This is a genomic window from Kitasatospora paranensis (genome assembly GCF_039544005.1).
Taxonomy (GTDB): domain Bacteria; phylum Actinomycetota; class Actinomycetes; order Streptomycetales; family Streptomycetaceae; genus Kitasatospora; species Kitasatospora paranensis.
The window spans coordinates 6,177,991-6,192,256 of the sequence record NZ_BAABKV010000001.1 but is presented as its reverse complement, the minus strand read 5'-3'; the positions used below and the strand labels follow the sequence as shown (position 1 = coordinate 6,192,256).

At 75.6% G+C, this 14,266-nt stretch carries 11 protein-coding genes and 1 pseudogene; 3 read left to right on the top strand and 9 right to left on the bottom strand.

Annotated features, from left to right (window positions below; translation table 11 throughout):
- Positions 1-25: 25 nt before the first annotated feature.
- The 3 genes and pseudogenes from der to ABEB13_RS29395 form a co-directional block, all read right to left on the bottom strand.
- Positions 26-1,480, bottom strand: a complete 1,455-nt coding sequence (gene der / locus ABEB13_RS29405; protein ID WP_345707854.1) for a ribosome biogenesis GTPase Der — start codon at positions 1,478-1,480, stop codon at positions 26-28.
- Between the two features lie 149 nt (positions 1,481-1,629).
- Positions 1,630-2,346 carry a (d)CMP kinase gene (cmk, locus tag ABEB13_RS29400; RefSeq protein ID WP_345707853.1) on the bottom strand — a complete coding sequence of 239 codons (717 nt, stop codon included), beginning with the start codon at positions 2,344-2,346 and terminating at the stop codon, positions 1,630-1,632.
- Positions 2,347-2,523: 177 nt separating this feature from the next.
- Positions 2,524-3,608: pseudogene (locus tag ABEB13_RS29395) on the bottom strand (prephenate dehydrogenase).
- A 277-nt stretch (positions 3,609-3,885) separates the two neighbouring features.
- On the opposite strand from ABEB13_RS29395, the gene ABEB13_RS29390 reads away from it, so the two are divergent.
- The 3 genes from ABEB13_RS29390 (at position 3,886) to ABEB13_RS29380 (ending at position 8,020) form a co-directional block, all read left to right on the top strand.
- Positions 3,886-6,000, top strand: coding sequence for a DUF4139 domain-containing protein (locus ABEB13_RS29390; RefSeq protein WP_345707852.1), 2,115 nt, complete (start codon positions 3,886-3,888; stop codon positions 5,998-6,000).
- A gap of 2 nt (positions 6,001-6,002) precedes the next feature.
- Positions 6,003-7,556, top strand: coding sequence for a mucoidy inhibitor MuiA family protein (locus ABEB13_RS29385; protein ID WP_345707851.1), 1,554 nt, complete (start codon positions 6,003-6,005; stop codon positions 7,554-7,556).
- A 101-nt stretch (positions 7,557-7,657) separates the two neighbouring features.
- On the top strand, positions 7,658-8,020 hold the full coding sequence (locus ABEB13_RS29380) for a DUF952 domain-containing protein (protein WP_100888003.1): 363 nt from the start codon (positions 7,658-7,660) through the stop codon (positions 8,018-8,020).
- A 79-nt stretch (positions 8,021-8,099) separates the two neighbouring features.
- Here the strand turns inward: ABEB13_RS29380 and ABEB13_RS29375 are convergent, their stop codons facing one another.
- From ABEB13_RS29375 to ABEB13_RS29350, 6 genes are all read right to left on the bottom strand, one after another.
- Positions 8,100-9,080, bottom strand: a complete 981-nt coding sequence (locus tag ABEB13_RS29375) for a helix-turn-helix domain-containing protein (protein WP_345707850.1) — start codon at positions 9,078-9,080, stop codon at positions 8,100-8,102.
- Positions 9,081-9,290: 210 nt separating this feature from the next.
- Complete coding sequence (locus ABEB13_RS29370) at positions 9,291-10,553, bottom strand: pseudouridine synthase (protein WP_345707849.1); 1,263 nt, start codon at positions 10,551-10,553, stop codon at positions 9,291-9,293.
- 26 nt (positions 10,554-10,579) lie between these two features.
- Positions 10,580-11,242, bottom strand: coding sequence for an SMC-Scp complex subunit ScpB (scpB, locus tag ABEB13_RS29365; RefSeq protein WP_380233132.1), 663 nt, complete (start codon positions 11,240-11,242; stop codon positions 10,580-10,582).
- A 188-nt stretch (positions 11,243-11,430) separates the two neighbouring features.
- On the bottom strand, positions 11,431-12,357 hold the full coding sequence (locus ABEB13_RS29360; RefSeq protein ID WP_345707848.1) for a segregation and condensation protein A: 927 nt from the start codon (positions 12,355-12,357) through the stop codon (positions 11,431-11,433).
- 91 nt (positions 12,358-12,448) lie between these two features.
- Positions 12,449-12,928, bottom strand: a complete 480-nt coding sequence (locus tag ABEB13_RS29355) for a hypothetical protein (protein ID WP_345707847.1) — start codon at positions 12,926-12,928, stop codon at positions 12,449-12,451.
- Positions 12,925-13,986: a ParA family protein gene (locus tag ABEB13_RS29350; RefSeq protein ID WP_380233134.1), complete on the bottom strand. Its 1,062-nt coding sequence runs from the start codon at positions 13,984-13,986 to the stop codon at positions 12,925-12,927. Before ABEB13_RS29350 ends, ABEB13_RS29355 begins: the two co-directional genes overlap by 4 nt.
- Positions 13,987-14,266 lie beyond the last annotated feature (280 nt).

Here is a 14,266-nt window from a genome sequence, read left to right as displayed (position 1 = left end):
AGGGACGCCCGGGCGTCCGGCGGGTCTACTTCCTGCGCCGCTTCTCGCGGACGCGGACCGAGATCGAGATCGGCGTCCCCTCGAAGCCGAACTCCTCGCGCAGGCGGCGCTCGACGTAGCGGCGGTAGCCGGCCTCCAGGAAGCCGGAGGCGAACAGCACGAACCGCGGCGGGCGGACGCCGGCCTGGGTGCCGAACAGGATGCGGGGCTGCTTGCCGCCGCGGACGGGGTGCGGGTGGGAGGCCACCAGCTCGCCGAGGAAGGCGTTCAGCCGCGCGGTCGGGATGCGGGTCTCCCAGCCCTGGAGCGCGGTCTCGATCGCCGGGACGAGCTTCTCCATGTGACGGCCGGTCAGCGCCGAGACGTTGACCCGCGGCGCCCACTGCACCTGGACGAGGTCGCGCTCGATCTCGCGCTCCAGGTAGTAGCGGCGCTCCTCGTCGAGCTGGTCCCACTTGTTGTAGGCGATGACGACGGCCCGGCCGGCCTCGACGGCCATCGAGATGATCCGGGTGTCCTGCTCGGCGAGGGTCTCACTGGCGTCGACGAGGACGACCGCGACCTCGGCCTTCTCCAGGGCGGAGGAGGTGCGCAGCGAGGCGTAGAAGTCCGCGCCCGCGGTGAGGTGGACGCGGCGGCGGATGCCCGCCGTGTCGACGAACTTCCAGGTCTTGCCGCCGAGTTCGATGAGCTCGTCGACCGGGTCGCGGGTGGTGCCGGCCAGCTCGTTGACGACCACCCGCTCTTCGCCGGCGACCTTGTTGAGGAGGCTGGACTTGCCGACGTTGGGGCGGCCGATCAGCGCGACGCGGCGCGGGCCGCCGACGGGACCGTTGCCGAAGGTCTGCGGCGGGGCCTCGGGCAGCGCCTCCATGACGGCGTCGAGCAGGTCGCCGGAGCCTCGGCCGTGCAGCGCGGAGACGGGGTACGGCTCGCCGAGGCCGAGCGACCACAGGTAGGCGGCCTCGGCCTCGGTGGAGGGGCCGTCGACCTTGTTGGCGCAGAGCACGGTGGGCTTGCCGGCCCGCCGGATGATCTTGATCAGGGCTTCGTCGGTGTCGGTGGCGCCGATGGTGGCGTCGACGACGAAGAGCACCGCGTCGGCGGACTCGATGCCGTACTCGGCCTGGGCGGCGACGGCGGCGTCGATGCCGAGGACGTCGACCTCCCAGCCGCCGGTGTCGACGAGCTTGAAGCGGCGGCCGTTCCAGGTCGCCTCGTAGGTGACCCGGTCGCGGGTGACGCCGGGGCGGTCCTCGACGACGGCCTCGCGGCGGCCGATGATGCGGTTGACGAGGGTCGACTTGCCGACGTTCGGGCGGCCGACGACGGCCAGCACGGGCAGCGGCCCGTGCGAGGCGGCGTCCAGGTCCGCGTCGATCTCCTCGGCGTCGAAGCCCTCTTCGGCGGCCAGCGCCATGAACTCGGCGTACTCGGCGTCGCCGAGTTCGCCGTGATGGGCGGTGGTGTCGTTGCTCATGTGCGGTTCTTCCGTTTCCCGGCACGGCCCTTCCCAGGGGCGTGCCGTGCGTACCTGCCCTCGGAGGGGCAGCGCGAGACTACGAATCCCGTAGTCGGGCGGGCGCGCGTGCGCCCGCCGGGGTGGTGCGGGGGGCTGTGGTGCGGGGGTCAGACGGCGGTCAGCCGGCCGGCCCGCTCCTCCACCAGGGCGACGACGGTGTCGATGACCTGGTCGAGGGTGAGTTCGCTGGTGTCCACCAGGACGGCGTCCGGGGCCTGGGTCAGCGGGGCCGTCTCCCGGGAGGAGTCGGCGGCGTCCCGGCGGGCCAGGTCGGCGGCCATCGCGGTGATGGTGGCCTCGTCGACGCCCTTGGCGCGCAGCTCGGCGGCGCGGCGCTCGGCGCGGGCGTCGCCCGAGGCGGTGAGGAAGATCTTCGCGGTGGCGTCCGGGAAGACCACGGTGCCCATGTCGCGGCCCTCGGCGACGATGCCGCGCTCGGCGACCTCGGCGCAGCCGCGCTGGAGCTCGACCAGCCGGGCCCGGACGGCCGGGACGGCGGAGACGGCGGAGACCTTGGCGGTGACCTCGGGGCCGCGGATGGGCCCGGAGACATCCAGGCCGTCGACGGTGATGGTCGGGCCGGCGGCGTCGGTGCCGGAGACGATCACGGGCTTGCCGCAGGCTATGGCGACCGCGTCGGCGTCCTCGACGTCGACCTCGTTGGCCAGCATCCACCAGGTCATCGCCCGGTACATGGCGCCGGTGTCGAGGAAGCTCAGGCCGAGCCGGGCGGCGACCGCGCGGGAGACCGTCGACTTGCCCGATCCGGAAGGTCCGTCGATGGCGACGACGACCGGGGCGTGTGCTCGGTCGGCAGTGTCCACGGGGCGAACCTCTCTCTCGGGCCGGCGGGCGCGCGGCCGGGATGACTATCTCAAGGTTAATGGACCGGCGGAGGCTCCCGATCCGCCCCGGTTCCGGGCCCGGCGGCGGAGCGCCCGCGCCGGGCCCGCGGGCCGGGCGGGCGGCACCGTGCGGCGGCCCCCGGCACTGCCGCCGGGTCAGTCGCGCAGCGCCCAGCCGCGGTCGCGCAGCCCGCCGACGAGCGGGCGGACGGCGGACGGGGCGACGTCCAGGTGCACGTGGCCGACCTGCTGGCCGGTGGAGTGCTCGATGGTGACGTCCTCGATGTTGACGCCGAGCTGCCCGACCTCGCCGAACAGCCGGCCGAGCTCGCCGGGCTGGTCGCCGAGGACGACGGTGACGGTCTCGTACCGGGTGGGCGGGGCGCCGTGCTTGCCGGGGATCCGGGCCTGGCCGGTGTTGCCGCGCCGCATCACCGCCTCGATGCCCGCCGCGCCGGCCCGGCGCTCACCCTCGTCGGCGGCCTGGAGGGCGCGCAGCGCGGTGACGGTGGAGCCGAGGTCGGCGGCGACCTCCTGGAGGATGTCGGCGACCGCGGCCGCGTTGGCGGACAGGATGTCGCCCCACAGCAGCGGGTCGGAGGCCGCGATCCGGGTGACGTCGCGCACGCCCTGCCCGCACAGCCGGACGGCGGTCTCGTCGGCCTGTTCCAGCCGGGCCGCGATGATCGAGGAGAGCAGCTGGGGGCGTGCGAGACCAGCGCGACGGCGCGGTCGTGGGCGGCGGCGTCCATCACGATCGGGACGCCGCCGCAGAGCGCGACCAGCTCCAGGGCCGCGTTCAACGCCTCGGTGCCGGTGTCCGGCGTCGGCGTGAGGACCCACGGACGGCCCTCGAAGATGTCAGCGCGGGCGGCCAGCGGGCCGGAGCGCTCGCGGCCGGCCATCGGGTGGCCGCCGATGTAGTGGGTGGTGTCGCAGCCCAGTGCGGCGACCTCGGCGCGCGGACCGGCCTTCACGCTGGCCACGTCGGTGTAGCTGCGGGCGAGGCCGCGCCGCTGGCAGTCCGCGAGGACCTTGCCGACCAGGGCCGGCGGCACCGCGATGATCGCGAGGTCGACCGGGCCGTCCGGGGCCTCGGTGGTGCCGGCGCCGAGCGAGGCCGCGGTGCGGGCGGCGTCCGGGTCGGCGTCCTCCAGATACACCGCGACCCCGCGGCCGGTGAGGGCGAGGGCGGCGGAGGTGCCGATCAGTCCGGTGCCGACGACGGCGACTGTGCGCATGGCGGGGTACGTCTCCTGGAGGCGGGCGGGGCGGGTCCGGTTGTCGCCGTCCATCCTCGCGTACCGCCCGGGGGCCCCGCGCGCCGGTCCCGCCCGGCGGACGCCCGCGGCCCGTCGCCCGCCCCGGCCCGCACCACCGTGCGCCGCCGCGCCGCGCAACCGATCGCCGCCGGACGCCGTCCGATCCACCGACGCGCGCCGAAAATCCACCGGCGGCGGCCGGGCCCGGGTGCAGACTGGGCGCCCGGACAGGGGACGGACGAAGGGGTGGGCCGGGGTGCCGGAGACGGACGTGTGGGAGTCGGTGCTCGACTCGGTGGTGGTGTACGCGAGCGGGGCGCTGTGCCGCAGGCGGGCGCGGGGGACGCTGCCGCCGGGCGGGGTGGTGCGCTTGCCGGGGCTGCCCCGGGTGGCCGACGCGGCCTCGCTGCGGGCCTCGGTGGTCGGCGGCGGCGCCCGGGTGCGGGCGGCCCGGCTGGAGACGTCCGTGGCGCTGCGCGAGCGCACCGACCTGCCGGAGCTGCAGCAGCGGCTGGAACGGGCCCGCGAGGCCGTGGACACGGCCCGCAGCCGGGCCGCCCGGCAGGACTCCCGGATCGCGGAGATCGGTGCCGTACGGGCCGTGCCGCCGCCCGCCGGGGAGGACGAACCGCACCGGCGGACCCCGGCCGACGCCTGGCTCCAGCTGGCCGACTTCGTCGACGAGCGGCTCACCGCGCTGCACGGACGCGCCGCCGAGCTCGCCGACGAGGTGCGGCTGGCCGAGCACGAGCTGGCGGTCGCCGCGGACGCGCTGGCCCGGGCCTCCAGCGCGGCCCCGGCCGGGCCGGTGGAGACCGGCACGGTCGCCGTGGTGACGGTCGACGGCGCGGCCGCCGGGGACGAGGTCGAGCTGGAGGTCGAGTACGGCGTGCCCGGCGCGGTCTGGGTGCCCACCTACCGGCTGACGTACCGGCAGGGCGAGGCGGGCGGCACGCTGCTGCTCCGCGCCCAGCTGGCGCAGCGCACCGGGGAGGACTGGACGGGCGTCCGGCTCGGTCTGTCCACCGCCGACCTGCAGCGCCGCACCGACCTGCCGCGGCTGCGGTCGCTGCGGATCGGCCGCCGGCAGCCCGCACCGGGCCCCTCCGGCTGGCGCGAGCCCCCGGCCGGGCTGGGCGAGCTGTTCACCGGGTACGACGCAGCGGGCGCCGGCCCGGAGCCGGCCCGCCGCCCGGGACGGTCCGCCGTCGCGCTCTCCGCCCCCGCCCCCGCCCCCGGACCGGTGCCGCGGCCGCCGGCGATGCCGATGGCCGCTCCCCCGCCGCCCTCGCCCTCCGCGCCGGGCGGCGCACCGCCCGTCCAGGCGTACGGTGCGCCGCCGCCGGCCCCGCAGGGTTTCGGCGCCGCCGCGGACGCCATGCGCAGCCGGGCCGCCGCCGCCCCGAAGAAGGCCCGCCTCGGTGGCGGCCGGCCGGGCGCCGTGCAGGCTTCCGTCCCGGCCGCGGAGGGGGCCGCCGGTGCCTTCGCCCCCGAGCCGGCCGAGCCGGCCGGGCCGGCCGGTCCCGCCGCCCCGCCCGGCCCGCCGGAGCCCTCCGCCGCCCAGCTGGACTACGCCGGGCTGGTGCTGGCCGGGGCGGCCGGCCCCGCCGGCCGGCGCGGGCGGCTGTTCCCCGGCGGCACCGTCGACGGGGCGACCCTGCTGGAGCGCAACCGCGCCGAGTCGGTGGCGGCGCTGCCGCTGCCGCCGCACGCGGTGCGGCCGCGGGTCTCGGCCGGCTCCTTCGACCAGCGCCACGACGCCGCGGCGCCCGCCGACATCCCCTCCGACGGCACCTGGCACACCGTCGCCGTCGCCGAGATCCCGGTCTCGCTGCGCACCGAGTACGTCTGCGTGCCGGCCGTCGAGGAGGCCGTGTACGCGACGCTGGTACTCGCCAACGCGACGTCCGGGGCGCTGCTGGCCGGGCCGGTCGAGGTCACCGTCGACGGCGACTTCCTGCTGACCGCGGCGCTGCCGACGCTGGCCGCGGGCGCCTCCCGCCGGGTCGGGCTCGGCCAGGCCGAGGAGGTGCGGGTGACCCGCCGCACCGAGCTGCGCGAGTCGACCGCGGGGATGCTCAACTCGACGGCCGTGCTGGACCACCGGATCCACGTCGAGCTGGCCAACCGGCTGCCACGCCCGGTGACCGTGGAGGTCCGCGAACGGGTGCCGGTCTCCCCCGACCAGGACGTCCGGATCGAGGAGCGGGCCGACTGGTCCCCGCCCGACGCCCCCTCGCACGCCTACCCGGCGAGCATGCGCCGCTGGCGGGTCGAGCTGCCCGCGGGCGGCACCGCCGCCCTCGACGGCGGCTACGAGATCAGGATCCCGGCGGGCAAGGCCGTCGTCGGCGGAAACCGGAGGAGCTGACCATGGCGCCCACGCCCATCACCGCGCTGCCCGTCACCGCCGTGACCTGTCTGGAGGACCGCGCGCACGTCGAGCGGACGGCCACCCTGGAGCCCGCCGCCGGCGTCACCCGGCTGCGGCTGGGCCCGGTCTCCGCCCTCGCGGTCGACCGCACCCTGCGGGCCGAGGTCACCGCCGGCGACGCCCGGGTGCTGGACGCCCGGATCGTCCGCAGCTGGACACCGCGGGCCCCGCTGCCGCCGACGGAGGACGACTCCGCACTGCGCCGCCGCTTCCATGCCCTGGAGCAGGAGCGGCTGGCCGAGACCCGTACCCGGGAGCGGCTGGAGGCCCGGCTGGCCCTGCTCGCCCAGCTCGCCGCCGACCTGCTGCGGGAGATCGGCGAGGGCGCCGGCCGCGGCGAGCTGGAACGGGCCCGCTGGTCCCGGGAGCTCGACCGGGTCGACGCGGAGCGCGACGCCCACGGGGAGCGGCTGCGCGCCTCGCTGGCCCGGATCGACGCCCTGGAGGAGGAGTGGGCGGCGGCCGGGCGGGCGCTGGAGGAGGCCGAGGAGGAGCCCGCCGAGCTGGTCGCGCACCTGGAGCTGACGCTGGAGGCCGCGGCGGCGGGCCCGGTCTCGCTGCGGGTCGGGCATCTGACACCGTGCGCGCTCTGGCGGCCGGCCTACCGGGCCACGCTGGCGGGCGGCGCGCTCGCCCTGGAGACCGAGGCGGTGGTGTGGCAGCGCACCGGCGAGGACTGGACGGGGGTGGCGCTGACGCTCTCCACCGCCCGCTCGGCGCTGGCCTCGGAGCCGCCCCGGCTGGTGGAGGACGTGCTGGCGCTGCGCGACCGCTCCGCGGAGGAGCGCCGCACGGTCGAGGTGGAGCTGCGGGAGGAGGAGATCGGCTCGACCGGTCCGTCCGACGAGGGCCTGCCGGGAGTGGACGACGGCGGCGAGGTGCGGGTGCTGCGCACCCCGGTGCCGGTGTCGGTGCCGGGCGACGGCCGGGCGCACCGGATCCCGCTGACGTCGTTCTCGACCACCGCGAGCAGCGAGTTCGGGGCGGCGCCGGAGCTGTCGCCGCTGGTCACCCGGGTGGTGCGGTTCCGCAACGACGCGGGGCACGCGTTGCTGGCCGGGCCGGTGGACCTGGTGCAGGACAGCGGTTTCACCGGCCGCGGCGAGTTGCGGTTCACGGCCCCGGGCGCGCCCGCCGAGCTCGCCTTCGGCAGCTCGGACGACTACCGGGTGGTGCGGGAGACGGAGGAGAGCCGGGGGACGGCGGGCATCGCCCAGCGCACCGTGGTGACCCGGACGATCCGGCTCCACCTGTCGCGGTTCTCCGGGCCCGGGGAGCGCGACGAGCAGGTGGTGACCGTCCGCGAGCGGATCCCCGTCTCGGAGGTGTCGGCCGTGGAGGTGCGACTGCGCAAGGAGGCCTGCTCGCCCGCACCGGACGAGCTGGACGCCGAGGGGATCGTGCGCTGGGACGTCCGGCTGCCGCCGGGCGGGCGCCGCACCGTCACGCTGGTGTACGAGGTGTCGGCGGCCTCGAAGGTCGCGGGGCTGTGAGCAGGGCCGCCCGGCGGCAGTGGGGAGCGCGGAACGCCGCGAGCCCTGCCGCCGGGCGGTCCCTTCCCGGTTTGGCCCGTCAACTCCGGTAGAAATGACCCATGATCTACCACCTCGCCCCGCTGGACGACTGGCTGCGCGACCCGGGGCGGCCGTACGCCGCCGCCTCGCTGCTGACCGACGGCTTCATCCACTGCTCGGCGGACGAGCCGACCGTGCTGGCCGTCGCGAACCTCTTCTTCGCGGACACCCCGGACCCTTTGATGGCGCTGCTGATCGAGGAGAAGCTGATCGAGCCGATGGTCAAGTGGGAGGCCCCGTCGGGCCCGCCGCCGGCGGGTGCCACCCCCGGCGTGCTCTTCCCGCACATCTACGGGCGGCTCAACCGGACGGCCGTGGTGGGCCTGGAGAAGGTCGAGCGGGGCCCGGACGGCCGCTGGGACCGGCTGCTGCCCTGGAGCTGACGGCCGCCCCGGCGGACGGGCCGGACGGGGCCGACGGGGCCGTGCGGACGGTACGGGCTCCCGGGGCCCCGGCCGGGCCTCAGAGCCAGCCGCGCTCGCGCGCCGCCATGCCCGCCTGGAAGCGCGTGGTCGCCCCCAGCAGCCGCATCAGGCTCTGCAGCCGGCGCTGGGTCGTCCGGGCGCTCCAGCCCAGCGAGCGGGCGATCGACTCGTCGGTCAGCCCCGCGGCCAGCAGGCCCAGCAGCTTGCGGTGGTCGGCCTCCGGGCCCTGGTCGACCTCGCCGTCGCCGATCGCCGCCTGGAGCGGCACCGCCCGCTCCCACTCGGCCTCGAACAGCGCGTCCAGGGCCTGCAGCAGCGCCGACGGGTGGATGACGTAGGCCGCGTCGAGCACACTGTCGCCGACGGTGATCGGGATGATCGCCATCTTGTCGTCCGACATCATCATCTTCATCGGCAGCACCGGGCGGACCCGGGCCTCCTCGCCGTCCTCGACGCCGACCAGGATCTCCTTCTCCAGCCGCCCGGGCCAGGCCACCGCGTCCTTGTCGTAGACGGTGCGGAACCGCACGCCGGCCTTCAGCTTCGCCCGCTGCCGCGGCATCTGCGCCGTCGGGTCCTGGATGTAGGGCGGGCAGTCGAAGCCGCGCACCTGGTACTGGGTGCTGTCGACCAGGTGCTCCAGCCGCTGGGCGATCGCCTCGGCGCCGGTGAGCACCTCCACCGAGTGCGCCGGATCGGTGTAGCGGGAGGCCTCCCGGAAGGCGTCCATCAGCCGGTGCATCTCGGCCCTGGCACTGCGCAGCTGGGCCTCGCGGTGACCGATCAGGGTGCCGATGGCGACGTCCGGCGCCACCGCCAGGTACCGCTCGCGGTCGACCGGCGCACGGGTGGCCATGCCCTGGTCGGCCAACCGGTCGAGGGCGTCCTGGCTCTGTTGGAGTGTCAGGCCGCACTGCTCGGCCAGTTCCTCGGCGGTGGACTGCGGTGCGATCACGAGGGCCGCATACACCTGTCCGTCCGGTCGTCCGAGGCCGAGCACTCCGAATGCGTCGAGCACGCCGCTCCCTTCCCCCAATCGGCTCTGCCCCCGGTGGCGCAGTTCCGCCACACGGCGGGCCGTTGTCCCGTGGCAATCCTCTGCCACAGATCCACATCATGACAAGCCGGTGGGGCGAGGTTCACACGCGGCCCCCGCCGGACAGCCGGAAGGCCTCCCCGCCGAACGGCGGGGAGGCCTTCGAATCCAAGGCGTGGAGTCCGGTTCGGACTACAGACCGACCTCGCGCATCAGCTGGCCCACCTCGGGGTTGGTCAGCCGGCGCAGCCAGCCCGACTTCTGGTCGCCGAGCGCGATCGGGCCGAAGTGGGTGCGCACGAGCTTGTCGACCGGGAAGCCGGCCTCGGACAGCATCCGGCGGACGATGTGCTTGCGGCCCTCGTGGAGGGTCACCTCGACCAGGTAGTTCTTGCCGACGTTGGAGACCACCTTGAAGCTGTCGGCGCGGGCGTAGCCGTCCTCCAGCTCGACGCCCTTGGCCAGGATCTTGCCGAGGTCGCGCGGGATCGGGCCCTGGATGGCGGCCAGGTAGGTCTTGGTGACGCCGTAGCGCGGGTGGGTCAGCCGGTGGGCCAGCTCGCCGTGGTTGGTGAGCAGGATGATGCCCTCGGTCTCCGTGTCGAGCCGGCCGACGTGGAACAGCCGGGTCTCGCGGTTGGTGACGTAGTCGCCCAGGCACTGGCGGCCGTCCGGGTCCTCCATGGTGGAGACGACGCCGGCCGGCTTGTTGAGCGCGAAGAACAGGTACGACTGGGTGGCGACGGTCAGGCCGTCGACCTTGATCTCGTCGTTCTGCGGGTCGACGCGCTTGCCCTGCTCGGTGACGCGCTGGCCGTTGACCTCGACGCGGCCCTGCTCGATGAGCTCCTCGCAGGCCCGGCGGCTGCCGATGCCGGCCCGGGCCAGCACCTTCTGCAGGCGCTCGCCCTCGGGCTCGCCGAAGGTCTTCGGGGTCTTCACCGCCGGCTTGTCGTGCCGGGCGAGCACGGCGTCCTCGATGCGGGCCTGCAGCTCGCGGGAGCGCTGCGGCTGACGGCGCGGGTCGCCCGGGGCGCCCTGGCCCTCACGGCGCGGCTTGGGCGCGGGCGCCGGACGGCGCCCGGCGTAGCCGCCGCGGGACGGCGTCGCGTTGGGGCCGCCACCGAACTCGGGGCGGTCGTACCGGCGCTCCTCCGGCCGCAGCGGGCGGTCCGGGTACTGCCGGTCGTCACGGCGGTCGTCACGGCGGTCGCCGCCGCGCGGCGCGGAGCCGCCACGGCCGCCGGAGGACGAGCCACCGCGGCCGCCACCGTACGAGCCGCCCCCGGAGGACGAGCCACCGCGGCCGCCACCGTACGAGCCGCCCCCGGAGGACGAGCCGCCACGGCCGCCGCCCTGGCCGCCACCGCCGTACGACGAACCGCCGCTCCGGCCCCCGCCCTGTCCACCACGGCCCTGGCCGCCGCTGTTCCTGCCGTTGCCACTGCTACGCATCAAAGTCGTCCGTACGTCGTTTCCGTCTAGGTGAGCGCCTCCTGTGCGGCGGCGACCGCCTCCGCGATCATCGTGCCTTCGAGGGACTCCGCTTCCACGTCGTCGACCTCGGGCAGGAAGGGCGCCAGCTCCGGCAGCTCCGCCAGGCCGCGCAGCCCCATCCGTTCCAGGAAGTAGTTCGTCGTCCGGTACAGGATCGCCCCTGTCTCGGGCTCGGATCCGGTCTCTTCCACCAGTCCTCGCTGTACCAGGGTACGCATCACGCCGTCACAGTTCACACCGCGTACCGCGGAGACCCGGCTGCGCGACACCGGCTGACGGTAGGCGACGACCGCCAATGTCTCCAGCGCGGCCTGGGTCAGCCGGGCCTGCCGGCCGTCCAGGACGAAGCGGTCGACGGCGCCCGCGCAGTCGGCCCGGCTGTAGAAACGCCAGCCACCGGCGACCATCCGCAGGTCGAAGCCGCGGCCCTGCGCGGTGTACTCGGCGGAGAGCTCGCGCAGCGCGGCGGCCACCACCGCCCGCGGGCGGTCCAGGACGTCCGCGAGGTGGGACTCGGCGGCCGGCTCCTCCACCACCATGAGAATGGCCTCCAGTGCGGCGCGCAGCGGCACCTCGGGCTCGTCCGGGGAGTCCGGCACGGGCTCCGGTTCCGGTTCCGGCTCGGGAATCGGCGCCGGGTCGGGCATCGGCTCGGGCTCGGAGGTGCCGGTGGCCGGGGCGGGCACCCGGGCGGGCGCCGCCTCCCCGGGGCCGTGCAGCGCCTCCTCCGGGCCGTACGCGCCCTCCTCGGGGCCGTACGCGGACTCCAGCCACTCGTCGGGCCGGGACTGGCCGGGCACGCCCAGGGTGCGCCTGGCGGGCCTGTGCTCGCTGCTCACTGCGGTTCTCCGTCCTCGCCGGGGGCGCCGGTGCCGGGGCCGTCGTCGGCGTCCTCGCCGGGCGGCCGGTCGAACTCGTCGGTGACCTCGACCCTGCGGTCGGCCTCGGCCACCCAGTGCACCAGCAGTTCGCCGAGGGCCTCCGGCTGGTCGAAGCCGAGCACCTTCTCCCGGTACAGCTCCAGCAGCGCCAGGAAGCGGGCGACCACGACGAGGGTGTTCTCGGCGTCCTCCACCAGCCTGCCGAACGTGGCGCTGCCCAGCGCGGTGAGCCGGTCGACGACCACCTCGGCCTGCTCGCGGACGCTGACCGGCGGGGTGTGGATGTGGTCGACGTAGACCACCGGCCGGGGCTTGGGCGTCATGGCGCGGGCGGCCAGCGCGGCGAAACCCTCCGGACCGATCGTGATGACCACCTCGGGCAGCAGCAGGGCGTGCTGCGGCTCCAGGCCGGCGGTGCGCGGCCGCTGCCGCTCCTCGGCGGCCCAGCGCTGGGCGAACAGCGCGGCGGCCTGCTTGTAGGCCCGGTACTGGAGAAGGCGGGCGAAGAGCAGGTCGCGGGCCTCCAGCAGGGCGAGGTCCTCCTCGTCCTCGACCTCGGCGGCGGGCAGCAGCCGGGCCGCCTTGAGGTCGAGCAGCGTGGCGGCGACCACCAGGAACTCGGTGGCGGCATCGAGGTCCCAGTCGGGGCCCATGGCCCGGATGTGCGCCACGAACTCGTCGGTGACCCGGGAGAGGGCGACCTCGGTGACGTCCATGCGGTGCTTGGCGATGAGGCCGAGCAGCAGGTCGAACGGGCCCTCGAAGTTGTCCAGCCGCACCATGAATCCGCCGCGCTGCTCGCCCGGGGCCGCGGGCACCTCGGGGGTGCCCTGTCCGGGGGCGGGGGCGGCGGGCACCGGCGGCGGGCTCGGGCTCGTCATGACCCGACCATCTTCACCCGGTGCGGGCCGTGGCGGGGGCCCGGGGGCCCGCGACACGCCTGCGGGGCCCAGGAGGCCGCTCAGCGGCCCCTCAGCGGCCGCGCAGCCGCCGGACCAGGATGCTGGCCTCGCCGCGCTGTTCGAGGTCGGCCAGCACCACGGAGATCGCCTCGCGGACGACCCGGCCGCGGTCGACCGCCAGGCCGTGCTCGCCGCGGAGCACCAGCCGCGCGTGCTCCAGGTCCATCAGCTCCTCGGCGGAGACGTAGACCGTGATCTTCTCGTCGTGCCGCTCCCGCCCGGAGGGGCGGCGCGAGGCGCGCCCGCGGGGGCGTCGGCGGGGCTCCGCCTGCTCCTCGGGGGCGGGGTACCGGCGGGCGCCGTCCGCGGGGTGCTGCTCGCCGCGCGCCGCCCGGTCGGCCTCGGCGCCCTCGGCGCCGGCCTCCGCCGGGGACTGCTCGGCGGGCCGGGCGGTCTCCGTTCTGGGGGCCTCGGCCGACCGGCCGAGCGAGGGCGACAGGGCCATCCCGCCGGTGGTCCGGAACAGCTCGTCGGCTCCCGGGAGACTCACTCGGCGGGGCGGCACCGGTCGAGCACCTCCCTGGCGAGCTGGCGGTAGGCGGCGGCGCCGACCGAGTTGGTGGCGTACGTGGTGATCGGCTCGCCGGCCACCGTGGTCTCGGGGAACCTGACGGTGCGCCCGATGACGGTGTGGAAGACGTGCTCGCCGAAGGCCTCCACGACGCGGGCCAGCACCTCGCGGCTGTGCACGGTGCGGGAGTCGTACATGGTGGCCAGGATGCCGTCCAGGCGCAGGTCGGGGTTGAGCCGCTCGCAGACCTTCTCGATGGTCTCGGTGAGCAGCGCGACACCGCGCAGGGCGAAGAACTCGCACTCCAGCGGGACGATCACGCTGTGAGCCGCCGTCAGGGCATTGACCGTCAGCAGGCCCAGCGAGGGCTGGCAGTCGATGATGACGTAGTCGTAGTCGGGCAGCAGCGGCTTGAGGGCCCGGGCGAGTGCGGACTCGCGGGCGACCTCGCTGACGAGCTGGACCTCGGCGGCGGACAGGTCGATGTTGGAGGGCAGCAGGTCCATGCCGGGCACGGCGGTCTTCAGCAGCACCTCATCGGCCGTCAGGCCCCGCTCCATGAGCAGGTTGTAGACGGTGACGTCGAGCTCCATCGGGTTGACGCCGAGGCCGACCGAGAGGGCGCCCTGCGGGTCGAAGTCCACCAGCAGCACCCGGCGCCCGTACTCGGCGAGCGCGGCGCCCAGGTTGATGGTCGACGTGGTCTTGCCGACGCCGCCCTTCTGGTTGCACATGGCGATGATCTGCGCGGGGCCGTGGTCGGCCACCGGGGCGGGGATCGGGAAGTACGGCAGCGGACGGCCGGTGGGGCCGACCCGCTCGCGGCGCTGCCGGGCGGCGTCGGGGGCCAGGGTGGCCGCGTACTCCGGGTCCGGCTCGTACTCGGCGTCGGGGTCGTCGTAGGGGCCGTAGCCGAGGTCGGCGTAGGACAGGCCGTAGGAGGCGAGCTCCGCGTCGTAGTCGCCGGCGGCCGATGCGGCGCTCTGGCGGGCCTCGAAGGTGCGGACCGCGACCGAGCCGACCTCCGCCGCGCCCACCGTGGTGTGCCGGGCGTACTCGTCGTTCGGCGCTCCGGCGGAGAGCTCCGCCAGTCCTGGCTGACCACCCCCGGGAGCAAATGTCGACTCATTCACAAGTCGTCTTACCTCCTTGGGCTTCCAGGACTCTATGTCGATACGTCAGCGTGGCAGCATGCCGACGGTTTGCGACTCTAGGCCGTTCCAGGCGTTCGCAGCAACACAATCCACGGTAGTGGGCCCGATGTGTCGGCTCCCGGAGCCGTCGCTGTCAAGGCTTTAGGAGGCCGGGAACCCGCCG